Below are 14,250 nucleotides of genomic sequence, written 5' to 3' on the forward strand. Positions count from 1 at the left end.
GAGGGGGATGACCTAAACACAGCCCTCACCCTTTTGCTCTATTCTGCTCAGATCAGTAAATGCAGAATCATTTCAAGGTTTTGCCATCTTCTATGCTCTTGTTGAACATCACAACTTCATTTTTGGAGGCATAGGATTGGATAAAGTCTTTGATGTCAGCCATACGATAGAAGGTCTTTCGCCTAACTAGGAAATATCGAAGTTGACCACTATCCCGATAACGTTGGAGTGTTCGATAACTCACCTTGAGAAGAAAGGCAAGATCTTGATTATCCAATAATTTATCATCATTGGTAAATGCTTCTCCTGTTGCTATTACTGCTTTCAAATCGCCACCTATAGTTGTGAGCTTCTTGTTGAGTTTCTCCATCCATGATAGGAAGTCTTCATTATCTAAATACATAATTCTTTGTTTTTGAAATTAATATTCTGATTAATTCCAATCGATTGGTAAGGCAAAGAACTGACAATTGGAGACAGAAAAATAGAGGGGTAGTTAACTTCCCCTCTAATGATTGTTTGAAATATGCTTATATACAATGTATTACAAATGTATTATTTTTCATCTTGTTTCTTTGTCCTTACGCATGATCATATTGCGAAGAAAATCAAGAGCTTTGGTTCGGTTGAAAGGTTTTCGTTTATATATCTCACTGGTCTTGTCAGAAATATCTCCAAACGAAATATTAAATATTAATTCAAATTTGTTTCCAATCTGGCTTCTACTTGCTGGCTTACCTTCTTTATTCAATATCTCCTTACTTAGATAGAGGCTTTCGACTATCTCAGCCAATGCAACAATCCCCAAGTCTTTTGACTTAGGGATTATATGCAGATCGGATTTAAATGTCTGCTCTTTTACGAATCGTTCAGGATGGGTAAATCTTGTTTCTAATAAGATTAGTTCATAATCGACAACAGCAATAGCTTTCTCTAAATAGAGATTTTTTACGGCATTTTTTCCCCTGCTCGTATAAAATTTGTGATTGCAATGACCGGAACTCTACACGAGCTAAGCTCATAGTTCGAAAAACAACCTGATAGTCTGTTTCTCCCTGATTAAGGATTTCTACCTCTGCTAAAAAATCTTCATAGGCTCTTTGTATTTCTTTATTTGTGACCTGCAAAGGTTCAGATAATAAACCAATAAATCGGTCTCTAAACATTTCGTTCATATGCATAAGTTTTAGTAAAAATATTAATAGATAAGGCTCTCACCTTCATTTACGCTATATGAAAGGATATTTCTTAGGATTTTAGATTGGTTCTTTAAGAATTAAAAAAAACTTCTTTGTTGTTAGCTCATTGATTATTCATGGCGTTATCAATATTCTAGATTTCACGATAATATGGGTTGATTATTTTTCATTTATTATAAACTTCTGCAAAAGGTTTTACAAAATCTTTAAGCTTTGTTTTACTTAATCTTAGTCGATTCTGATAATAGCCATTATATAACCTTCCATTATGTTAGCCTTATTGCATTTCTACTAGTCTTTAGCAGCTTTTTCATTAAGGTTTATTTATATCTTTTATCAGATACAAAAGCTGATTTTGGATCTTTGAGGTATACAATTACTTCTCCTTAAATTCAGGCTACTTCATCATATGTTAATTCTTCATTGGCAACATAACGGATTGTTCTTTCTGCAAAAGGTTTTTCGATGTCTTCAATAACAACTCTTGCCGTTACTTTGTGGTAATGGCAAAAATTGTTGCCACTTTTATAGAAATAACTATATATCTCTATGTTCTGATCAATAAATTAATTATCTTAATTTATTGATTTCCTTCATAAGTGTCTCTAAATTATCCTAATCATGACGGATCACAACTTTGCCAACTCTCTTGCCGTGTTCAAAATGTTCAAACGCAGCACGTACTTTGTCGAAATTGAAGATGCAATCAATGACAGGATGTATGCCGTGGTATTCTATTGCACGGTTCATCTGCTCGAAATGGAGTCGGCTTCCCACACGAGTTGGATGAAGATGTAGCCCTCGCATCATGAATTTGAGATCCATGTTATAGTCGTTCACCAAGTCCATGGCACCGACCATACTAATCCTTCCATTTTCACGAGTTAAACTAACTGTATCATTCCAATTTGATGGTCCCACTACATCAACTGTCACATCAACACCTCGACCATTAGTTGCGGCGAGTACCTGCTTGTGCCAACCAGCTCCCTGAGAAGTGTCAATGACCACATCTGCACCAAGGGCTCGTAAGGTCTCCATCTTGGCAGGCGAGGTCGTTGTTGCAATAACGCGTGCACCCGATATTTTGGCAAATTGAAGTGCGAATACTGATACACCACCGGTACCCTGTACCAATACATCTTCTCCAGGAATGAGAGGTATATCTCCAAAGAGTGCAGCCCATGCAGTCACACCTGCACATGGCAACGTGGCGCCTTCCTCAAAGGACAAGTGTTTGGGAAGATGTACAAGTTCGCTTTCGTCGAGTAGCGTCAGCTCTGTCAGCATACCATCATTACCTTTAATACCACGACCAAACATTTGAAGAGAATCAGGTATCGGCCCAGCTATCCAATCCCAATGAAAAATTGCAGCTACGCGATCTCCAGGTTTAACGCGGGTTACATCAGGCCCGACAGCCACGACTTCACCAGCACCGTCGCACAGCGGAAATCGGCCATCTCGGATAATTTCCTCACCCAAAATACCTTTTTTCAATGTGAGCAAATCTTTGAAATTTAGAGAGGAAGCACATACGCGCATAAGTACTTGTCTTCCAACTGGTGTACTTGGTTCCGCTTCCTCTACTTGCTGCAGCCCCTCTATACCAAAGTATTTAAGATGATATGTTTTCATTGTTTTAGTTTTAGTTTCATTATTCATTGATTCCATAATTTACTTAATTTTACGGTTTGCTGATTGTTATTTATTACTTTTTGCGACATATAATCAAATTCGTCCACTTAGATATCCTTGCGACTGTAGTTTTGCCAAAAGTGCCCCGTTACCTATTTTGCCGATTCTTCCCAATTCCACATTGAAAATCTGGTCTGTAAATTCGGATGCCTCTTTCAGGTAGTTTTGTCGTTCTTCATCGGTAGATGATGCGATATTCCTAAAATATTTGAGTGCTACATCACAGAAGCCAACAAAACCGAAAAGATTATCCCAAAGAAATTCAATCCCCTTATATTGGTTCGACAATTCAAGGTATGTATCCCCGCTTCCCATCGTGAAAAGAGAAAAGATTCGTTTACCTTGTAATAGACCATTCCCTTTTTCATCGTAACCGAAACCCATGACGAACAGTTTGTCAAAATATGCTTTCAGAAATCCGGGTACGTTACCAAACCAGACAGGAGATATGGTAACTAAAACATCTGCCCAAAGGATATCTGCTTGTTCGGATTTGACCTCACTTGTATACTCCTTTGTCTTCGCTGCCTTTAGATCTTCCGGACGCATAACTGGGTCGAAATTCATTTTAACAAGGTCTTTTACTTTAACATTAGCACCTCTTTTTTCGAGGTTCGTGATAACGGTATCTAATAATGCTTTACAAAAGCTCCCATCTCATATGGGTGTGAATAAACAACAACTACATTCATAATGATTTTTCTTCTTAATTTAAATAATATTGCAGTGATTACAGACACTTTTTTTAGTATCTGATACAAAAATATAAGAAAAATAGTATACTTTTAATACCAGTTACATAAAGGATACCAGGTATGAATGATGAGAAAATGACAACAGAACAAAGTATCAAGTATATGCAGGATACTTTATATGTTCTAAACGGGAAATGGAAACTTCCAATATTAATTGCTATACATCAGGGAAATAATCGATTTCGAGAAATTCAACGTTGTGTCTCTGGAATTACATCAAGAGTACTCTCTAAAGAGTTAAAAGAATTAGAATTAAATAAATTAATTAGGAGAACAGTCTATGACACTAGTCCTGTTTTGGTCGAATATACACCCTCCTCTTATTGTAGTACATTACAGAATTTAATAGAAGAAATGATAAAATGGGGAAAAGATCATAGAGATAAGATCAGGGAAGAATAAGATAATGATATAGAAGTATTATAGTATCGTCTTACTCTTGCTGGAACAGCGATTTATTAGCCTCTTATTTTATATATCAGATATATTCAATGATTAAGATTAGCTATTTTCAGAAAAGACAAAGGGTAGCACTGGCTTATGATACCCCTCACATCGTTATTTATAGTAAAGTCAATCATTCCCTTTTATGAATTTGGCAATTTCTCGAACTTCCACACTACCTCCAATTTTGAAAATTGGGTTAGCTTTAGCTATTTCTACAGCCTCGTCAATCGTTTCGGTTTTTATGACCACATATCCTGTTACGATCTCCTTGCCTTCTGAATGAGGACAGTCTGTAATACTTTCATCAGAATGAATTGTTTTTGCACCTGCGGGAGATAAGGTATTCCCTTTATCTGATACTTTATTCTGCTTTATTAGATTACCAAACCATTCCGTTCTTTCTTTCACTTGTTCGGGAGATGGTTTTATCTCTGAATCTTTATCTAACCTGAATATCAATAGAAAATCTTTCATATCATATATTTTAATTAATATTAAAAACTAATACAAATATAAAGGTGTCAATATGAAATGTATCAGGACTTTTAGGGTTGTTTTCGGTACTTTTTAATAAAAAAACTAGGTGAAAAACCTGTCTTTTTCTTAAAGATTCGCGCGAAATATGAGGAATCTTCGAATCCAATCTGAAAAGTAATTTCATTTATATTGTGATCTGAGTATATCAATAAGCGTTTAGCTTCTGTTATCTTAAGATTTAGTAAATATTGCTTGGCTGAGATCCCAAGTATCTTTTTACATGTTTCATTTAACTTTTCTTCTCGAACATTTAGTCTATCTGCGTAATAAGCTATTGTATGTAATCTCGAATAGTCAGATAAGATCAAACCTTTCAGTTGTTCTATTAATGCATTATTTTGATGTGTTTTTATCTGTTTCTTTTGTGCTATTCGGAATAATAAGCGGGAATAATATAAGAGTCCTGCTTTTATATTTTCCTCTGAGGCATCATCCTTGTATAACAGTTCCTTATTAACATTATCAAGGATAGATAAATGAAGGGATATATCAATGTCATCAATATCAATATAAGGAAAACTATAGCTCAAATTTATATCCAATCCAGCTAGTTGATCGATAAAAATAATATATCCCTGAGCATCATCATAGAAACTCCAATTATGGATTTGTTTTGGAGCAACGTAAAATACCCTTTGCGGTTTTATTATATATTCTTCCGAGTCAATAACGTAGAATCCGCTTCCATGAGTAAACCAAACAAAAGAAAAGAAAGAGTGACTATGAGGCCATTCTATTCCTACATCTTCTTCTGATTCAAAATGCCTGATAAAAAATGATTCTGATAAGGCATCATCAGGTAAAACTTCCGCCATGGAGTATTCTTTTATCATATATCAAATGTAATTAAAAATGACATGTCTCTATTAATTGAATATCATTTTTTCTTTTCAACTGATAAACCACCCATTTAAAAAGAGAATAATAAAAGCAAGGTTTTGATAAATAATACTCTTTCGTAGAAAGGAAGATTATTTATTCAAACTCGCAGAGCTAGACCTTGCTGAATTATTCTCTTGATTATATCTTCGTGTTCAAATGAAAGAAAGACAATAGTACACATTTACTGTCACAAAACGATATTTTTGACAATCAATATTTTACAGGTTTATATTTGTTGGAAAAACAAGTAAAACCAAACAAATATGAATATTATCGCAATAGAAAAAGACGCTTTTGAATCCTTCAAGAAGATATTGGAGCAAATGGCCTCATTAGCTCCAAAGCAATCCTCTAATAACACACATCTCATTGAACAGGAATGGATAGAGGGTAAAGAATTGGCTACCTCTCTGAATATATCTCTACGTCATTTACAAACACTGCGAGAAAATGGAAAACTTTCATTCTCTACCATCGGAAAGAAAGTCTATTATCGGATTGCCGAAGTGAAGTCATTATTGGAAGAACATAAAATCAGCTCAAAATAACTTTTCCATGCAACTATATACCAATCAGGATAGCCAAGAATTACTACAGGCATTAAACGATACCCTGCCATATATTGAATACGTTTTGAAAACTCACAAGCCATTATTTGACGGTGAACGCTATCTGACAAGTGAAGAGCTATGCTCTATTCTCAAAATAAGTAGACGAACTTTACAGGATTATCGTAGCAATGGAGTTTTGCCATTTATCCAATTGCCTGGCAAAGTGTTGTTTCGGGAGTCAGATATTAGGACGGTGTTGGAAGAACGGTTTCGTCCGGGTTATAATTTTGATTATAAAGGATAACTATCAAAACTGGATGAAGGAGAAGTTCAGTTTAAACAGGATCGGTATTACAATTATAATACGAAGTTGGGTTTATAAGATATTTATATCCTATCTTTGCGACTGATTACAATATGAAAATGAAAAAAGTAGTAAAAGTTTATAATCCGGCCTTTTGGTGATTGTGTTTACAGAACATTTTTTTACCTAAATATTTCACCTTGAATACTGGTTGTGCATATATAGCCATGTTTCGAGGCCTGTCGAATTATAAATAAAAAACAAAATGAATTTGCATATTGAATTAGATTCCAGCCATCCCGCATATGAATGGTTGGAAAAACAAGCCGATAAAATCGGTGCCAAAGGTCACTTCGGGACACATATCGATTGTTATACTTCCTCTCCGTCTGAAAATAAATATAACCTCCCTATTTATCTGATGAATTGTATCAATGGTATGTCCTCGGCTGAAACCATACAATCATTGTCCCAGTTGAACGGACAGGCGCTTATCCTCTATACGGGTAATCTCCATAGAAACGGATATGGGACGCAAGAGTATTTCGGAGCTGACACAACTTTATCTCGGGAAGCATTGACTTTGATACTGGAAAAGAAACCCTCTTTTATATTGATCGATTCTTATGGTATCGGGCATCATGGAGAGAACCATCAAAGTCTGGATAAGCAATGTGAGGCATCCGGTTGTTATGTAATTGAGAATATTTGTATTGCTCCTGAAGAAGTTCAGAAGATACAACGTATCAATATCGAATTTGATCTTGACTATCCTTCTTCGGGTAAACCGTGTAAAGTAACATATTGATGTAAAATAAGAATAGGCTGATTCCATTGTAGAATCAGCCTATTCCCTTTTATTTAGCAAAGCTCTTTCTTACTCCCTGCATATCTCGAAGAATACTCCGGTCCATTACTTTTGCATATCGTTGTGTCATCTTTGTGCTGGTATGACCTAGCATTTTAGCTACATTCTCTAATGATACATTGTTCGCTAAGGCAACTACAGTCGAGAATGTGTGCCGCCCGGTGTGCGTGGTCAGGTGCTTCTTAATTCCGCACATATCAGCGATTTCTTTCAAGTACGAATTAAGCTTTTGATTCGCCATTACAGGTAATAGAATCCCTTTCTTCTGGCAATACGGATGCCCTTCATATTTCGCTAAAATCTGCAAAGGAATATCAAGCAGAGGAACATTGCACATAATTTTTGTTTTTTGTCTTGCTTTACGAATCCATAAATTACCCTCATTGTCGGGAACAATATGTTCCTCTTTCAGTTCTGATACATCTATGAAGGCAAGCCCAGTCCAGCACGGGAAAAGAAAAACATCGCGAACTAATTCCAAGCGGGGAATATCAAATTCTTTGGAGCGAAGCATTTCCAATTCTTCTTTAGTTAAGAACTCCTTGTGTACTTCCTGTTCATGGAATCGGATATTGACAAATGGATTCTTCGTCATCCAATCATTTGCCAAAGCCAGATTGGTAATCTTCTTGATCACCTTCATGTAACGAATCAGGGTGTTTTCCGATAATCCTTTCTCCACTTTCAAGAAGTGAATATAGTCTTGTATAAATGCGTGATTGACCTCTTTGAGCAGAATATCTTTAATTCGATATTTTTTCAAAGTCATTTCCTTCATGTATTTCAGACAAGTATCAAAGCGAGAGATAGTAACTTTGGCATAATCTATCCCGATTAGCTCCCTACATTTGTCGTTATGTTCCTGAAACACCTGAAAAAACATTTTGTGTTCTTCGTCCAAGCCAAGAAATTTCCGCTTGATCTCCATTGGATTGATTAGCTTGTCTTCCAACTCTAAGTTTCGATGAATGTCCAATAAACGGAGTTTTACCGAATCGAGATAACGGTTGATTTCCATAGATGCGGCGTCTTTGCCTGTGCATCGTTCTTTCTTTTGATTCCACAGATTTGGTTTTACAGCTCTTTTTAGCTGCATCTCGGCTAATTGTCCACCAATAGAGATACGCAACATAATTGGATTCTCTCCTGATTTTAATGCTCGTGTTTTTCTAATAAAGAAAAGCACGTTAAAAGTTTGACGTTTCATACGCTATAAATTAATGGTTTAAAGATACTTAAACCATGCCTTTTGGCGTGCATTCAACGATAAGACAATCAGAGACTTATAACGCAAATCGTGGACACTTTTTTTGTGGACAAAATTGTCCACGATTTAGCCTTGCGGAATTGCCTAATATTGCCTAAAAAGTGGGGGTGTTGGAAAAAGAAAATCCCTGAAACGTTTTATTTTCAGGGATTTACCAAATTTGAAATCTTTTAAAAGTGGTGCCACCAGGAATCGAACCGGGGACACAAGGATTTTCAGTCCTTTGCTCTACCAACTGAGCTATGGCACCATAGTACTGTAGTTTTGTGTTTGCGTGTGCAAAGATAGAATATATTTTACATTATCCAAAAATATACTGTGAAATATTTAAAGATTGTATTCTATATTTCCTTGCGTATAATATTCATTTTACAATAATAATCTTATTATCAGAGTATTCATAATACAATAAAACTACTTACTCTTCTCTATAAATAAAATACTGAACAGTATTTTATTTATTTAGCAAGACACACGTTTATTGCATTCATGCCTCTCGGGCCTCGTTCTAATTCGAAATTAACAATATCGCTTTCAGAAATATCTCCCTGTACATTGCTTTTGTGAAAAAAGTATTTTTCTACACTATTCAGATCCTTAATAAAGCCAAAACCTTTAGATGAATCAAAAAATTCAACTCTTCCTTTCAATTCTGTAGGCTCGTCTACTTCAGTCTTTTTAGGAGTAGAGACTAAAATATCTTCTATTTCTATTTCTTCTTTATTTTGAAAATCAGGAGGAGTATCTGTTATCACTCCATTTTCGTCAACATATGCAATCATATCTTCAAAAGAAGTATTACCTGCATTAGCTTTTCTATCTTCTTTACGTTGTTGTTTTTCAAGACGTTTACTTTGCTTTTTCTTTTCTATTTCTCTTTTATTAAATGAATTTGATTTTGCCATTTATATTTATTTAAATTTAGTATTACTATTTATACAAATATATCATAATCAGAAGATTATAACTAAAAACAATAAAACCTAAAAATTATCTAGCTTCTTTATTTCAATTATGTAGAAAGTCTACCGGTAAGTAATATAATACTCTCTCGAGTATTTAATATAATATGACTCAAATAATATACATTGTTATTTAATTATAGCAAGTATATCTTGAATAAGAAGAAAACGAAATAATTTGAAATATAGATCATTTACTGATGTACCAAAGGTAATCATTTTTTTTCGGTAATTTTGCCTTATATATTTCTTTTTCAGAAGATAGATAAATTTATCTTAGAAAAATAAACATATATTTACCAATATATATAATGATAATGTATATTTTAAATAATTATATAGTTCATATTGATACCAAAAATTACATTGCAGATTACAGGAATCCTGAAAAGTTCATCGGATTTTGCAAGCAATGTAATAAATACAATAATTGCTGGGCATGTCCTCCTTATAATTTTGATACTGAATATAATATTACAAAATACAATAGAGTATATATTATAGGAACAAAGATAATCCCTTCTGAAACTATAAGATCAAGATGCGACAATGCAGAAAATAGCAAACAAACAGGTGCAGATATAATAACTCATGTAAGGAGTAAATTAGATAGACAATTATTAGATCTGGAAATAAAATACCCGGAAAGTAGAGCTTTTTTTGCCGGTACGTGCCATGTATGTGGTAAAGAAGATTGTACCCGACTAACGAATAATCCTTGCCGCTATCCGGAAAAAATACGCCATTCTTTAGAATCCTTTGGATTCGATATAGGAAAAACCACCAAAGAATTGCTCGATATAGAACTCAAGTGGAGCAATGACGGCTTACTCCCTGAATACTTTACTTTGGTAAGTGCACTATTTACAAATGAGGAAATAGATATTCAATTATAGAAAAGAGAGATACCTCTTATTTTGGTATCTCTCCTATTATGTATAATCAGGTGGAAACACTGATAAACATTTATTTACCTATCGAATCCCATCCCTGAGCTTTCAGTTCTATCTCTGCACCATCGCGAGTTTCGAGCATAAGTCCATAATCTGCTTTAGTAATATGCCCTATAACATGTACTCCTTTTATTTTCGAAACCTTATCGTGCATATAAAGAGGTACTGTAAATAATAATTCATAATCTTCACCTCCATTCATGGCCACAGTGGTAACGTTCATATTAAACTGTTCGGCCATCATTGCAGTCTGATAGTCGATAGGAATACGTTCTTCAAATACCCTGCACCCTACCCCACTCTGCTTGCAAATATGCTTAAGTTCGGACGACAAACCATCGGAAATATCAATCATCGAAGTAGGAACAATTCCATCGTCAGACAAGAACTTTACTATATCTTTACGTGCCTCGGGCTTCAATTGACGCTCGAGTAAATATTCTTTCCCTGTAAAATCGGGCTGAAAATCCTTTTCACCATCATACACAGCTTTTTCACGCTCAAGAATCTGTAAGCCCATGAAAGCTGCACCCAAATCTCCCGAAACACAAATAAGATCGGTATCTTTCGCACCGTTACGATAAGCTATTTTATCACTTTCTCCTTCGCCAAGACAAGTAATACTGATTGTAAGCCCTGTAAGCGAAGCAGAAGTATCACCTCCTACTATATCTACCCCATGATGTTCGCATGCCAGATAAAGCCCTTCATAAAAAGCCTCCATATCTTCTACCGAGAAACGTTTAGAGATACCTATAGATACCGTTATCTGTTTCGGTTGACCATTCATAGCATAAATATCCGAAAAGTTGACCATAGCCGACTTATATCCCAAATGCTTTAAAGGAACATACATCAAATCGAAATGAATACCCTCGAGCAACAGATCTGTAGTAACAAGAGTTTTTTTATCGCCATATAATAATACGGCAGCATCATCTCCTACCCCTTTCTCTGAGCTCGTATTTTTCAATTCTACACTCTTAGTGAGATGTTCTATAAGTCCAAATTCACCTAAACTGGATATTTCTGTTCGTTGCATTTGTTGTTATCATTTTATAATGAGAGATGCAAAGTTAAGTATTTGTTTAATATAAAAAAGATACTATTGTAAAAACCAAATTTTAACTAAAACCTGACAAACTTGTACACTATCAAGCCCCTCTTCGTCTCCCCAAAGGGGGAGAAACTGCTGACGTAAAAAATTTGTTCCTCCTATGCTAACTGTTAACTGATTACTGTTAACTGATCAATTTTCAACCCTCTTGGCTTTGCCTAAGCCTCCCTTTTGGGGAGGTTGGAGGGGCTTTATAGATAAAGTTCTGTAAACCCATAAAAAAAAGCCCTTATCAGTATTTGATAAGAGCTTTCAATATTGCAATGCTTTACATTACTTCTGAGCCATAAATTCACCATTATTGTCTATCTTGATATGTTTTACTACCAACAGGCCTCCCTGATTGTCATATACATGTATGAATTGTTCTATTTTCGAAGACCAGCTGCTCATATTATTATCCCACTCTGTATATGTCAAATAATCTACATTTCCGCTATTATTATACACATAGTCATATTTATTCACTGCTTCCCATCCGGTCTTACTATCCCACACATATGAAACTTTCTTTTGCATATTTCCATTAGCATCGTAATGATAAACCGATTTGCTTATAGCTTTTGAAATAGCTTCATCGTAGGTAATAAATTCTTTAACGCATCCTATCTCCGTTTTTTCTATATTGGAATAAACCTTCTGAGTATTTGCTGCTGATAAATTTACTATTGAAAAAAGTATTGTTGCTACTGCTGATAAAATAATTGTTTTCATAACTTGTATTTTTTTATTGATTGTTGTTTATAATATTTTCAATTCTTATTTAAGCGCTTTCTGAAAATATGACGTTGCAATAATAAAAATGGTTACAATATTTTGATTTATTTTTTTCAAAAATATTGTAACCAACTAAAATACAATTATATAATTTATAAAAAAATTATTTTATAACTTCATCTATTACTTTTTTCACCACTTTCTCCATCACTTTATAGCCTTCATCGTTAGGATGCACACCATCGTTTCCGTATGAGCCTATAAGAGCCAGATTATCATCATGCATCACTGCATAATAGTCTACATAAGCAAAACCATTAGATGCTGCATACTCTTTTATACCTCCATTCAAAGACGCTATTTTGACTGGTACATTTTTTATCTCTTTTCTCCAAGGATACTCCCCTACCGGTAACACTGACGAAAGAATTACTTTTATTCCGTTCGCCTTGGCAAGTTCTGCCATAGATTTTATATTGCCAAGAGTAAAATTTTCATCGTAAAGTCCCGTATTTTCAGCAATATCGTTTGTTCCTATATTGATAATTACAGCTACAGGCTTCAGATTAATTACATCCTGACGAAAGCGTGACAACAACTGAGGACTGGTCTGCCCGCTTATTCCACGACCAACATAATTGTTAGATTTAAAAAAATCAGGACGTTTTCCGGCCCATCCTTCTGTAATAGAATTACCAATAAACACTACCCTTTTTTCCCCTTCCGCCGGAGCAGGTAATTCTGAATTCGCCTTTCCATACTTCTTCAGATTGATTAATTCATTGAAACCCTGAGCACCTAAATAAAAACTAAAAACAGACATAAATAATGCTATAAACACAATTTTCTTCATAATTATATAATTTTTCAATTTAAAATCTGAATGTATAACCTATCGAATAAAACAGATTATCACCATAAGGTGAGTTCTTATTCTGAACAACATCATATTGTATCATAGCTATCATACCACCAAGACGCACTCCCCCTCCTATAAGAAACGAAGGAACGAATTCATTTTCGCTATGCTTGTATCCGTCATTGTATTTTAGTATTTGCCACAAACGGCTTATTTCGGGCTGAACTCCTATAACCAGATATTCTACAGGATAGAAACGGCCAAACAAATTGAAACTTAGATAACTGCCACTATAGTCGTAATCGTAAAAATCTTCTTTAAAATAAGTATATCCCAATCCGGCTCCGGCAGTTAAATATTTAGAAAAATCATACCCCACCTGAGGCGATATGCCGACCAATGTATAATCTCCGAATTGCAGGCTAAGATTTCCTCCTATAGATAGCTTAGAAACATCGAATGAAGATGCCGACTTCTTCTGAGGTAAAGTCCTTTGAGAAGTATTTGTAGCGGTTGTTTTCCTCTGATCGTAAACATTACCATTTTTGTCTACATATATTTGAGAAAAAGAATTTAAGCAAATTCCCAAAAGCAATATAAGCAATATACTATTTTTATTCATCTATTATAATTTTTTAGAGACATACTCTCCTATTAAAGAGTTATCATCAATTATATTAATATTATATTTTTCTTTTTAATATTCAAAAAAACTTATTGTGATCATAATTGGCTGTTAATACTGTTCATTCTTTTTATAGAAAATACTTGTATTATCTGTTATTAAAATCTTATCAGTAGATAAAACAAAGTTATTAAACGAATCAAAATTATACAATTTATTTATATAAAGCTTTTTATGAACTTTATTAAAACATTGTTAATAACTACGATTGTTTAAAACTATTTTTGAGGAAAATACTTTTTGTTGTTAATAGTGTCTTAATATATCATTTGATAATTAGTAGTGATTTTTAATTGTTAGTTGCGACTTATTTTATATATGGCAATGAGATTGATAAAACAATCATTTTTGTTTAATAAATATATCAACAGTTTTTAACAGGTTATCAACAGTGAGAATTTGGGCTATTAAATAACCTATTACCAGATAAATATATTAATTTTGTTATT

General features: G+C 34.2%; 17 protein-coding genes, 1 tRNA gene and 1 pseudogene. 5 read left to right on the forward strand and 14 right to left on the reverse strand.

What is annotated here, in order from left to right:
- Nucleotides 1-67 precede the first annotated feature (67 nt).
- The 5 genes and pseudogenes from BGC7_RS04030 to BGC7_RS04050 form a co-directional block, all read right to left on the reverse strand.
- Complete coding sequence (locus tag BGC7_RS04030; protein WP_050700283.1) at nt 68-403, reverse strand: helix-turn-helix domain-containing protein; 336 nt, start codon at nt 401-403, stop codon at nt 68-70.
- A gap of 159 nt (nt 404-562) precedes the next feature.
- Complete coding sequence (locus tag BGC7_RS04035) at nt 563-808, reverse strand: RteC domain-containing protein (RefSeq protein ID WP_242034339.1); 246 nt, start codon at nt 806-808, stop codon at nt 563-565.
- Between the two features lie 97 nt (nt 809-905).
- Entirely contained in the window at nt 906-1,175 is a 270-nt protein-coding gene (locus BGC7_RS04040; RefSeq protein WP_050700285.1) for a hypothetical protein, read from the reverse strand.
- Nucleotides 1,176-1,814: 639 nt separating this feature from the next.
- Nucleotides 1,815-2,873 (reverse strand): zinc-dependent alcohol dehydrogenase family protein, encoded by a 1,059-nt coding sequence (locus BGC7_RS04045; RefSeq protein WP_199318937.1) that lies wholly within the window; start codon nt 2,871-2,873, stop codon nt 1,815-1,817.
- A 57-nt stretch (nt 2,874-2,930) separates the two neighbouring features.
- Nucleotides 2,931-3,539, reverse strand: a pseudogene (locus BGC7_RS04050) (NAD(P)H-dependent oxidoreductase); the annotation flags it as partial.
- Between the two features lie 173 nt (nt 3,540-3,712).
- Here BGC7_RS04050 and BGC7_RS04055 point away from each other — a divergent pair.
- Nucleotides 3,713-4,054 carry a winged helix-turn-helix transcriptional regulator gene (locus tag BGC7_RS04055; protein ID WP_050700287.1) on the forward strand — a complete coding sequence of 114 codons (342 nt, stop codon included), beginning with the start codon at nt 3,713-3,715 and terminating at the stop codon, nt 4,052-4,054.
- 171 nt (nt 4,055-4,225) lie between these two features.
- On the opposite strand, the gene BGC7_RS04060 is transcribed toward BGC7_RS04055, so the two are convergent.
- A complete protein-coding gene (locus BGC7_RS04060) occupies nt 4,226-4,573 on the reverse strand; it encodes a YciI family protein (RefSeq protein ID WP_050700288.1) in 348 nt (115 codons plus the stop codon).
- A gap of 71 nt (nt 4,574-4,644) precedes the next feature.
- The gene (locus BGC7_RS04065; protein WP_242034340.1) at nt 4,645-5,451 is read right to left on the reverse strand and encodes a helix-turn-helix domain-containing protein; all 807 of its coding nucleotides are present in this window, start codon (nt 5,449-5,451) and stop codon (nt 4,645-4,647) included.
- A 330-nt stretch (nt 5,452-5,781) separates the two neighbouring features.
- Between BGC7_RS04065 and BGC7_RS04070 the strand changes: the two genes are divergently transcribed.
- The 3 genes from BGC7_RS04070 to BGC7_RS04080 all read left to right on the forward strand — a co-directional run bounded on the left by BGC7_RS04070 (nt 5,782) and on the right by BGC7_RS04080 (nt 7,181).
- Nucleotides 5,782-6,066: a helix-turn-helix domain-containing protein gene (locus tag BGC7_RS04070; protein WP_050700290.1), complete on the forward strand. Its 285-nt coding sequence runs from the start codon at nt 5,782-5,784 to the stop codon at nt 6,064-6,066.
- A gap of 7 nt (nt 6,067-6,073) precedes the next feature.
- Nucleotides 6,074-6,373 (forward strand): helix-turn-helix domain-containing protein, encoded by a 300-nt coding sequence (locus BGC7_RS04075; protein ID WP_050700291.1) that lies wholly within the window; start codon nt 6,074-6,076, stop codon nt 6,371-6,373.
- A 265-nt stretch (nt 6,374-6,638) separates the two neighbouring features.
- On the forward strand, nt 6,639-7,181 hold the full coding sequence (locus tag BGC7_RS04080) for a cyclase family protein (RefSeq protein ID WP_050700292.1): 543 nt from the start codon (nt 6,639-6,641) through the stop codon (nt 7,179-7,181).
- A gap of 49 nt (nt 7,182-7,230) precedes the next feature.
- On the opposite strand, the gene BGC7_RS04085 is transcribed toward BGC7_RS04080, so the two are convergent.
- From BGC7_RS04085 to BGC7_RS04095, 3 genes are all read right to left on the reverse strand, one after another.
- The gene (locus BGC7_RS04085) at nt 7,231-8,448 is read right to left on the reverse strand and encodes a site-specific integrase (RefSeq protein WP_050700293.1); all 1,218 of its coding nucleotides are present in this window, start codon (nt 8,446-8,448) and stop codon (nt 7,231-7,233) included.
- Between the two features lie 237 nt (nt 8,449-8,685).
- Nucleotides 8,686-8,758: transfer RNA gene (locus BGC7_RS04090), tRNA-Phe, on the reverse strand.
- Nucleotides 8,759-8,966: 208 nt separating this feature from the next.
- On the reverse strand, nt 8,967-9,413 hold the full coding sequence (locus BGC7_RS04095) for a cold-shock protein (protein ID WP_050700294.1): 447 nt from the start codon (nt 9,411-9,413) through the stop codon (nt 8,967-8,969).
- A 374-nt stretch (nt 9,414-9,787) separates the two neighbouring features.
- On the opposite strand from BGC7_RS04095, the gene BGC7_RS04100 reads away from it, so the two are divergent.
- Complete coding sequence (locus BGC7_RS04100) at nt 9,788-10,366, forward strand: DUF2284 domain-containing protein (protein ID WP_050700295.1); 579 nt, start codon at nt 9,788-9,790, stop codon at nt 10,364-10,366.
- 70 nt (nt 10,367-10,436) lie between these two features.
- On the opposite strand, the gene thiL is transcribed toward BGC7_RS04100, so the two are convergent.
- From thiL to BGC7_RS04120, 4 genes are all read right to left on the reverse strand, one after another.
- On the reverse strand, nt 10,437-11,465 hold the full coding sequence (gene thiL / locus BGC7_RS04105; protein ID WP_050700296.1) for a thiamine-phosphate kinase: 1,029 nt from the start codon (nt 11,463-11,465) through the stop codon (nt 10,437-10,439).
- Nucleotides 11,466-11,813: 348 nt separating this feature from the next.
- Entirely contained in the window at nt 11,814-12,275 is a 462-nt protein-coding gene (locus tag BGC7_RS04110) for a DUF3836 domain-containing protein (protein ID WP_347339001.1), read from the reverse strand.
- Between the two features lie 145 nt (nt 12,276-12,420).
- Nucleotides 12,421-13,110, reverse strand: coding sequence for an SGNH/GDSL hydrolase family protein (locus BGC7_RS04115; protein ID WP_050700494.1), 690 nt, complete (start codon nt 13,108-13,110; stop codon nt 12,421-12,423).
- A 19-nt stretch (nt 13,111-13,129) separates the two neighbouring features.
- Nucleotides 13,130-13,738, reverse strand: coding sequence for a hypothetical protein (locus BGC7_RS04120; protein ID WP_185112945.1), 609 nt, complete (start codon nt 13,736-13,738; stop codon nt 13,130-13,132).
- Nucleotides 13,739-14,250: the final 512 nt, after the last annotated feature.

It is taken from the genome of Dysgonomonas sp. BGC7, assembly GCF_001261735.1.
Lineage (GTDB): Bacteria > Bacteroidota > Bacteroidia > Bacteroidales > Dysgonomonadaceae > Dysgonomonas.

Excerpts from the sequence above, each read along its gene's own strand:
- BGC7_RS04030 (WP_050700283.1), bottom strand. The coding sequence starts at position 403 with ATGTATTTAGATAATGAAGACTTCCTATCATGGATGGAGAAACTCAAC.
- BGC7_RS04040 (WP_050700285.1), bottom strand. The coding sequence starts at position 1,175 with ATGAACGAAATGTTTAGAGACCGATTTATTGGTTTATTATCTGAACCT.
- BGC7_RS04045 (WP_199318937.1), bottom strand. The coding sequence starts at position 2,873 with ATGGAATCAATGAATAATGAAACTAAAACTAAAACAATGAAAACATAT.
- BGC7_RS04055 (WP_050700287.1), top strand. The coding sequence starts at position 3,713 with ATGAATGATGAGAAAATGACAACAGAACAAAGTATCAAGTATATGCAG.
- BGC7_RS04060 (WP_050700288.1), bottom strand. The coding sequence starts at position 4,573 with ATGAAAGATTTTCTATTGATATTCAGGTTAGATAAAGATTCAGAGATA.
- BGC7_RS04065 (WP_242034340.1), bottom strand. The coding sequence starts at position 5,451 with ATGGCGGAAGTTTTACCTGATGATGCCTTATCAGAATCATTTTTTATC.
- BGC7_RS04070 (WP_050700290.1), top strand. The coding sequence starts at position 5,782 with ATGAATATTATCGCAATAGAAAAAGACGCTTTTGAATCCTTCAAGAAG.
- BGC7_RS04075 (WP_050700291.1), top strand. The coding sequence starts at position 6,074 with ATGCAACTATATACCAATCAGGATAGCCAAGAATTACTACAGGCATTA.
- BGC7_RS04080 (WP_050700292.1), top strand. The coding sequence starts at position 6,639 with ATGAATTTGCATATTGAATTAGATTCCAGCCATCCCGCATATGAATGG.
- BGC7_RS04085 (WP_050700293.1), bottom strand. The coding sequence starts at position 8,448 with ATGAAACGTCAAACTTTTAACGTGCTTTTCTTTATTAGAAAAACACGA.
- BGC7_RS04095 (WP_050700294.1), bottom strand. The coding sequence starts at position 9,413 with ATGGCAAAATCAAATTCATTTAATAAAAGAGAAATAGAAAAGAAAAAG.
- BGC7_RS04100 (WP_050700295.1), top strand. The coding sequence starts at position 9,788 with ATGTATATTTTAAATAATTATATAGTTCATATTGATACCAAAAATTAC.
- thiL (WP_050700296.1), bottom strand. The coding sequence starts at position 11,465 with ATGCAACGAACAGAAATATCCAGTTTAGGTGAATTTGGACTTATAGAA.
- BGC7_RS04115 (WP_050700494.1), bottom strand. The coding sequence starts at position 13,110 with ATGAAGAAAATTGTGTTTATAGCATTATTTATGTCTGTTTTTAGTTTT.
- BGC7_RS04120 (WP_185112945.1), bottom strand. The coding sequence starts at position 13,738 with ATGAATAAAAATAGTATATTGCTTATATTGCTTTTGGGAATTTGCTTA.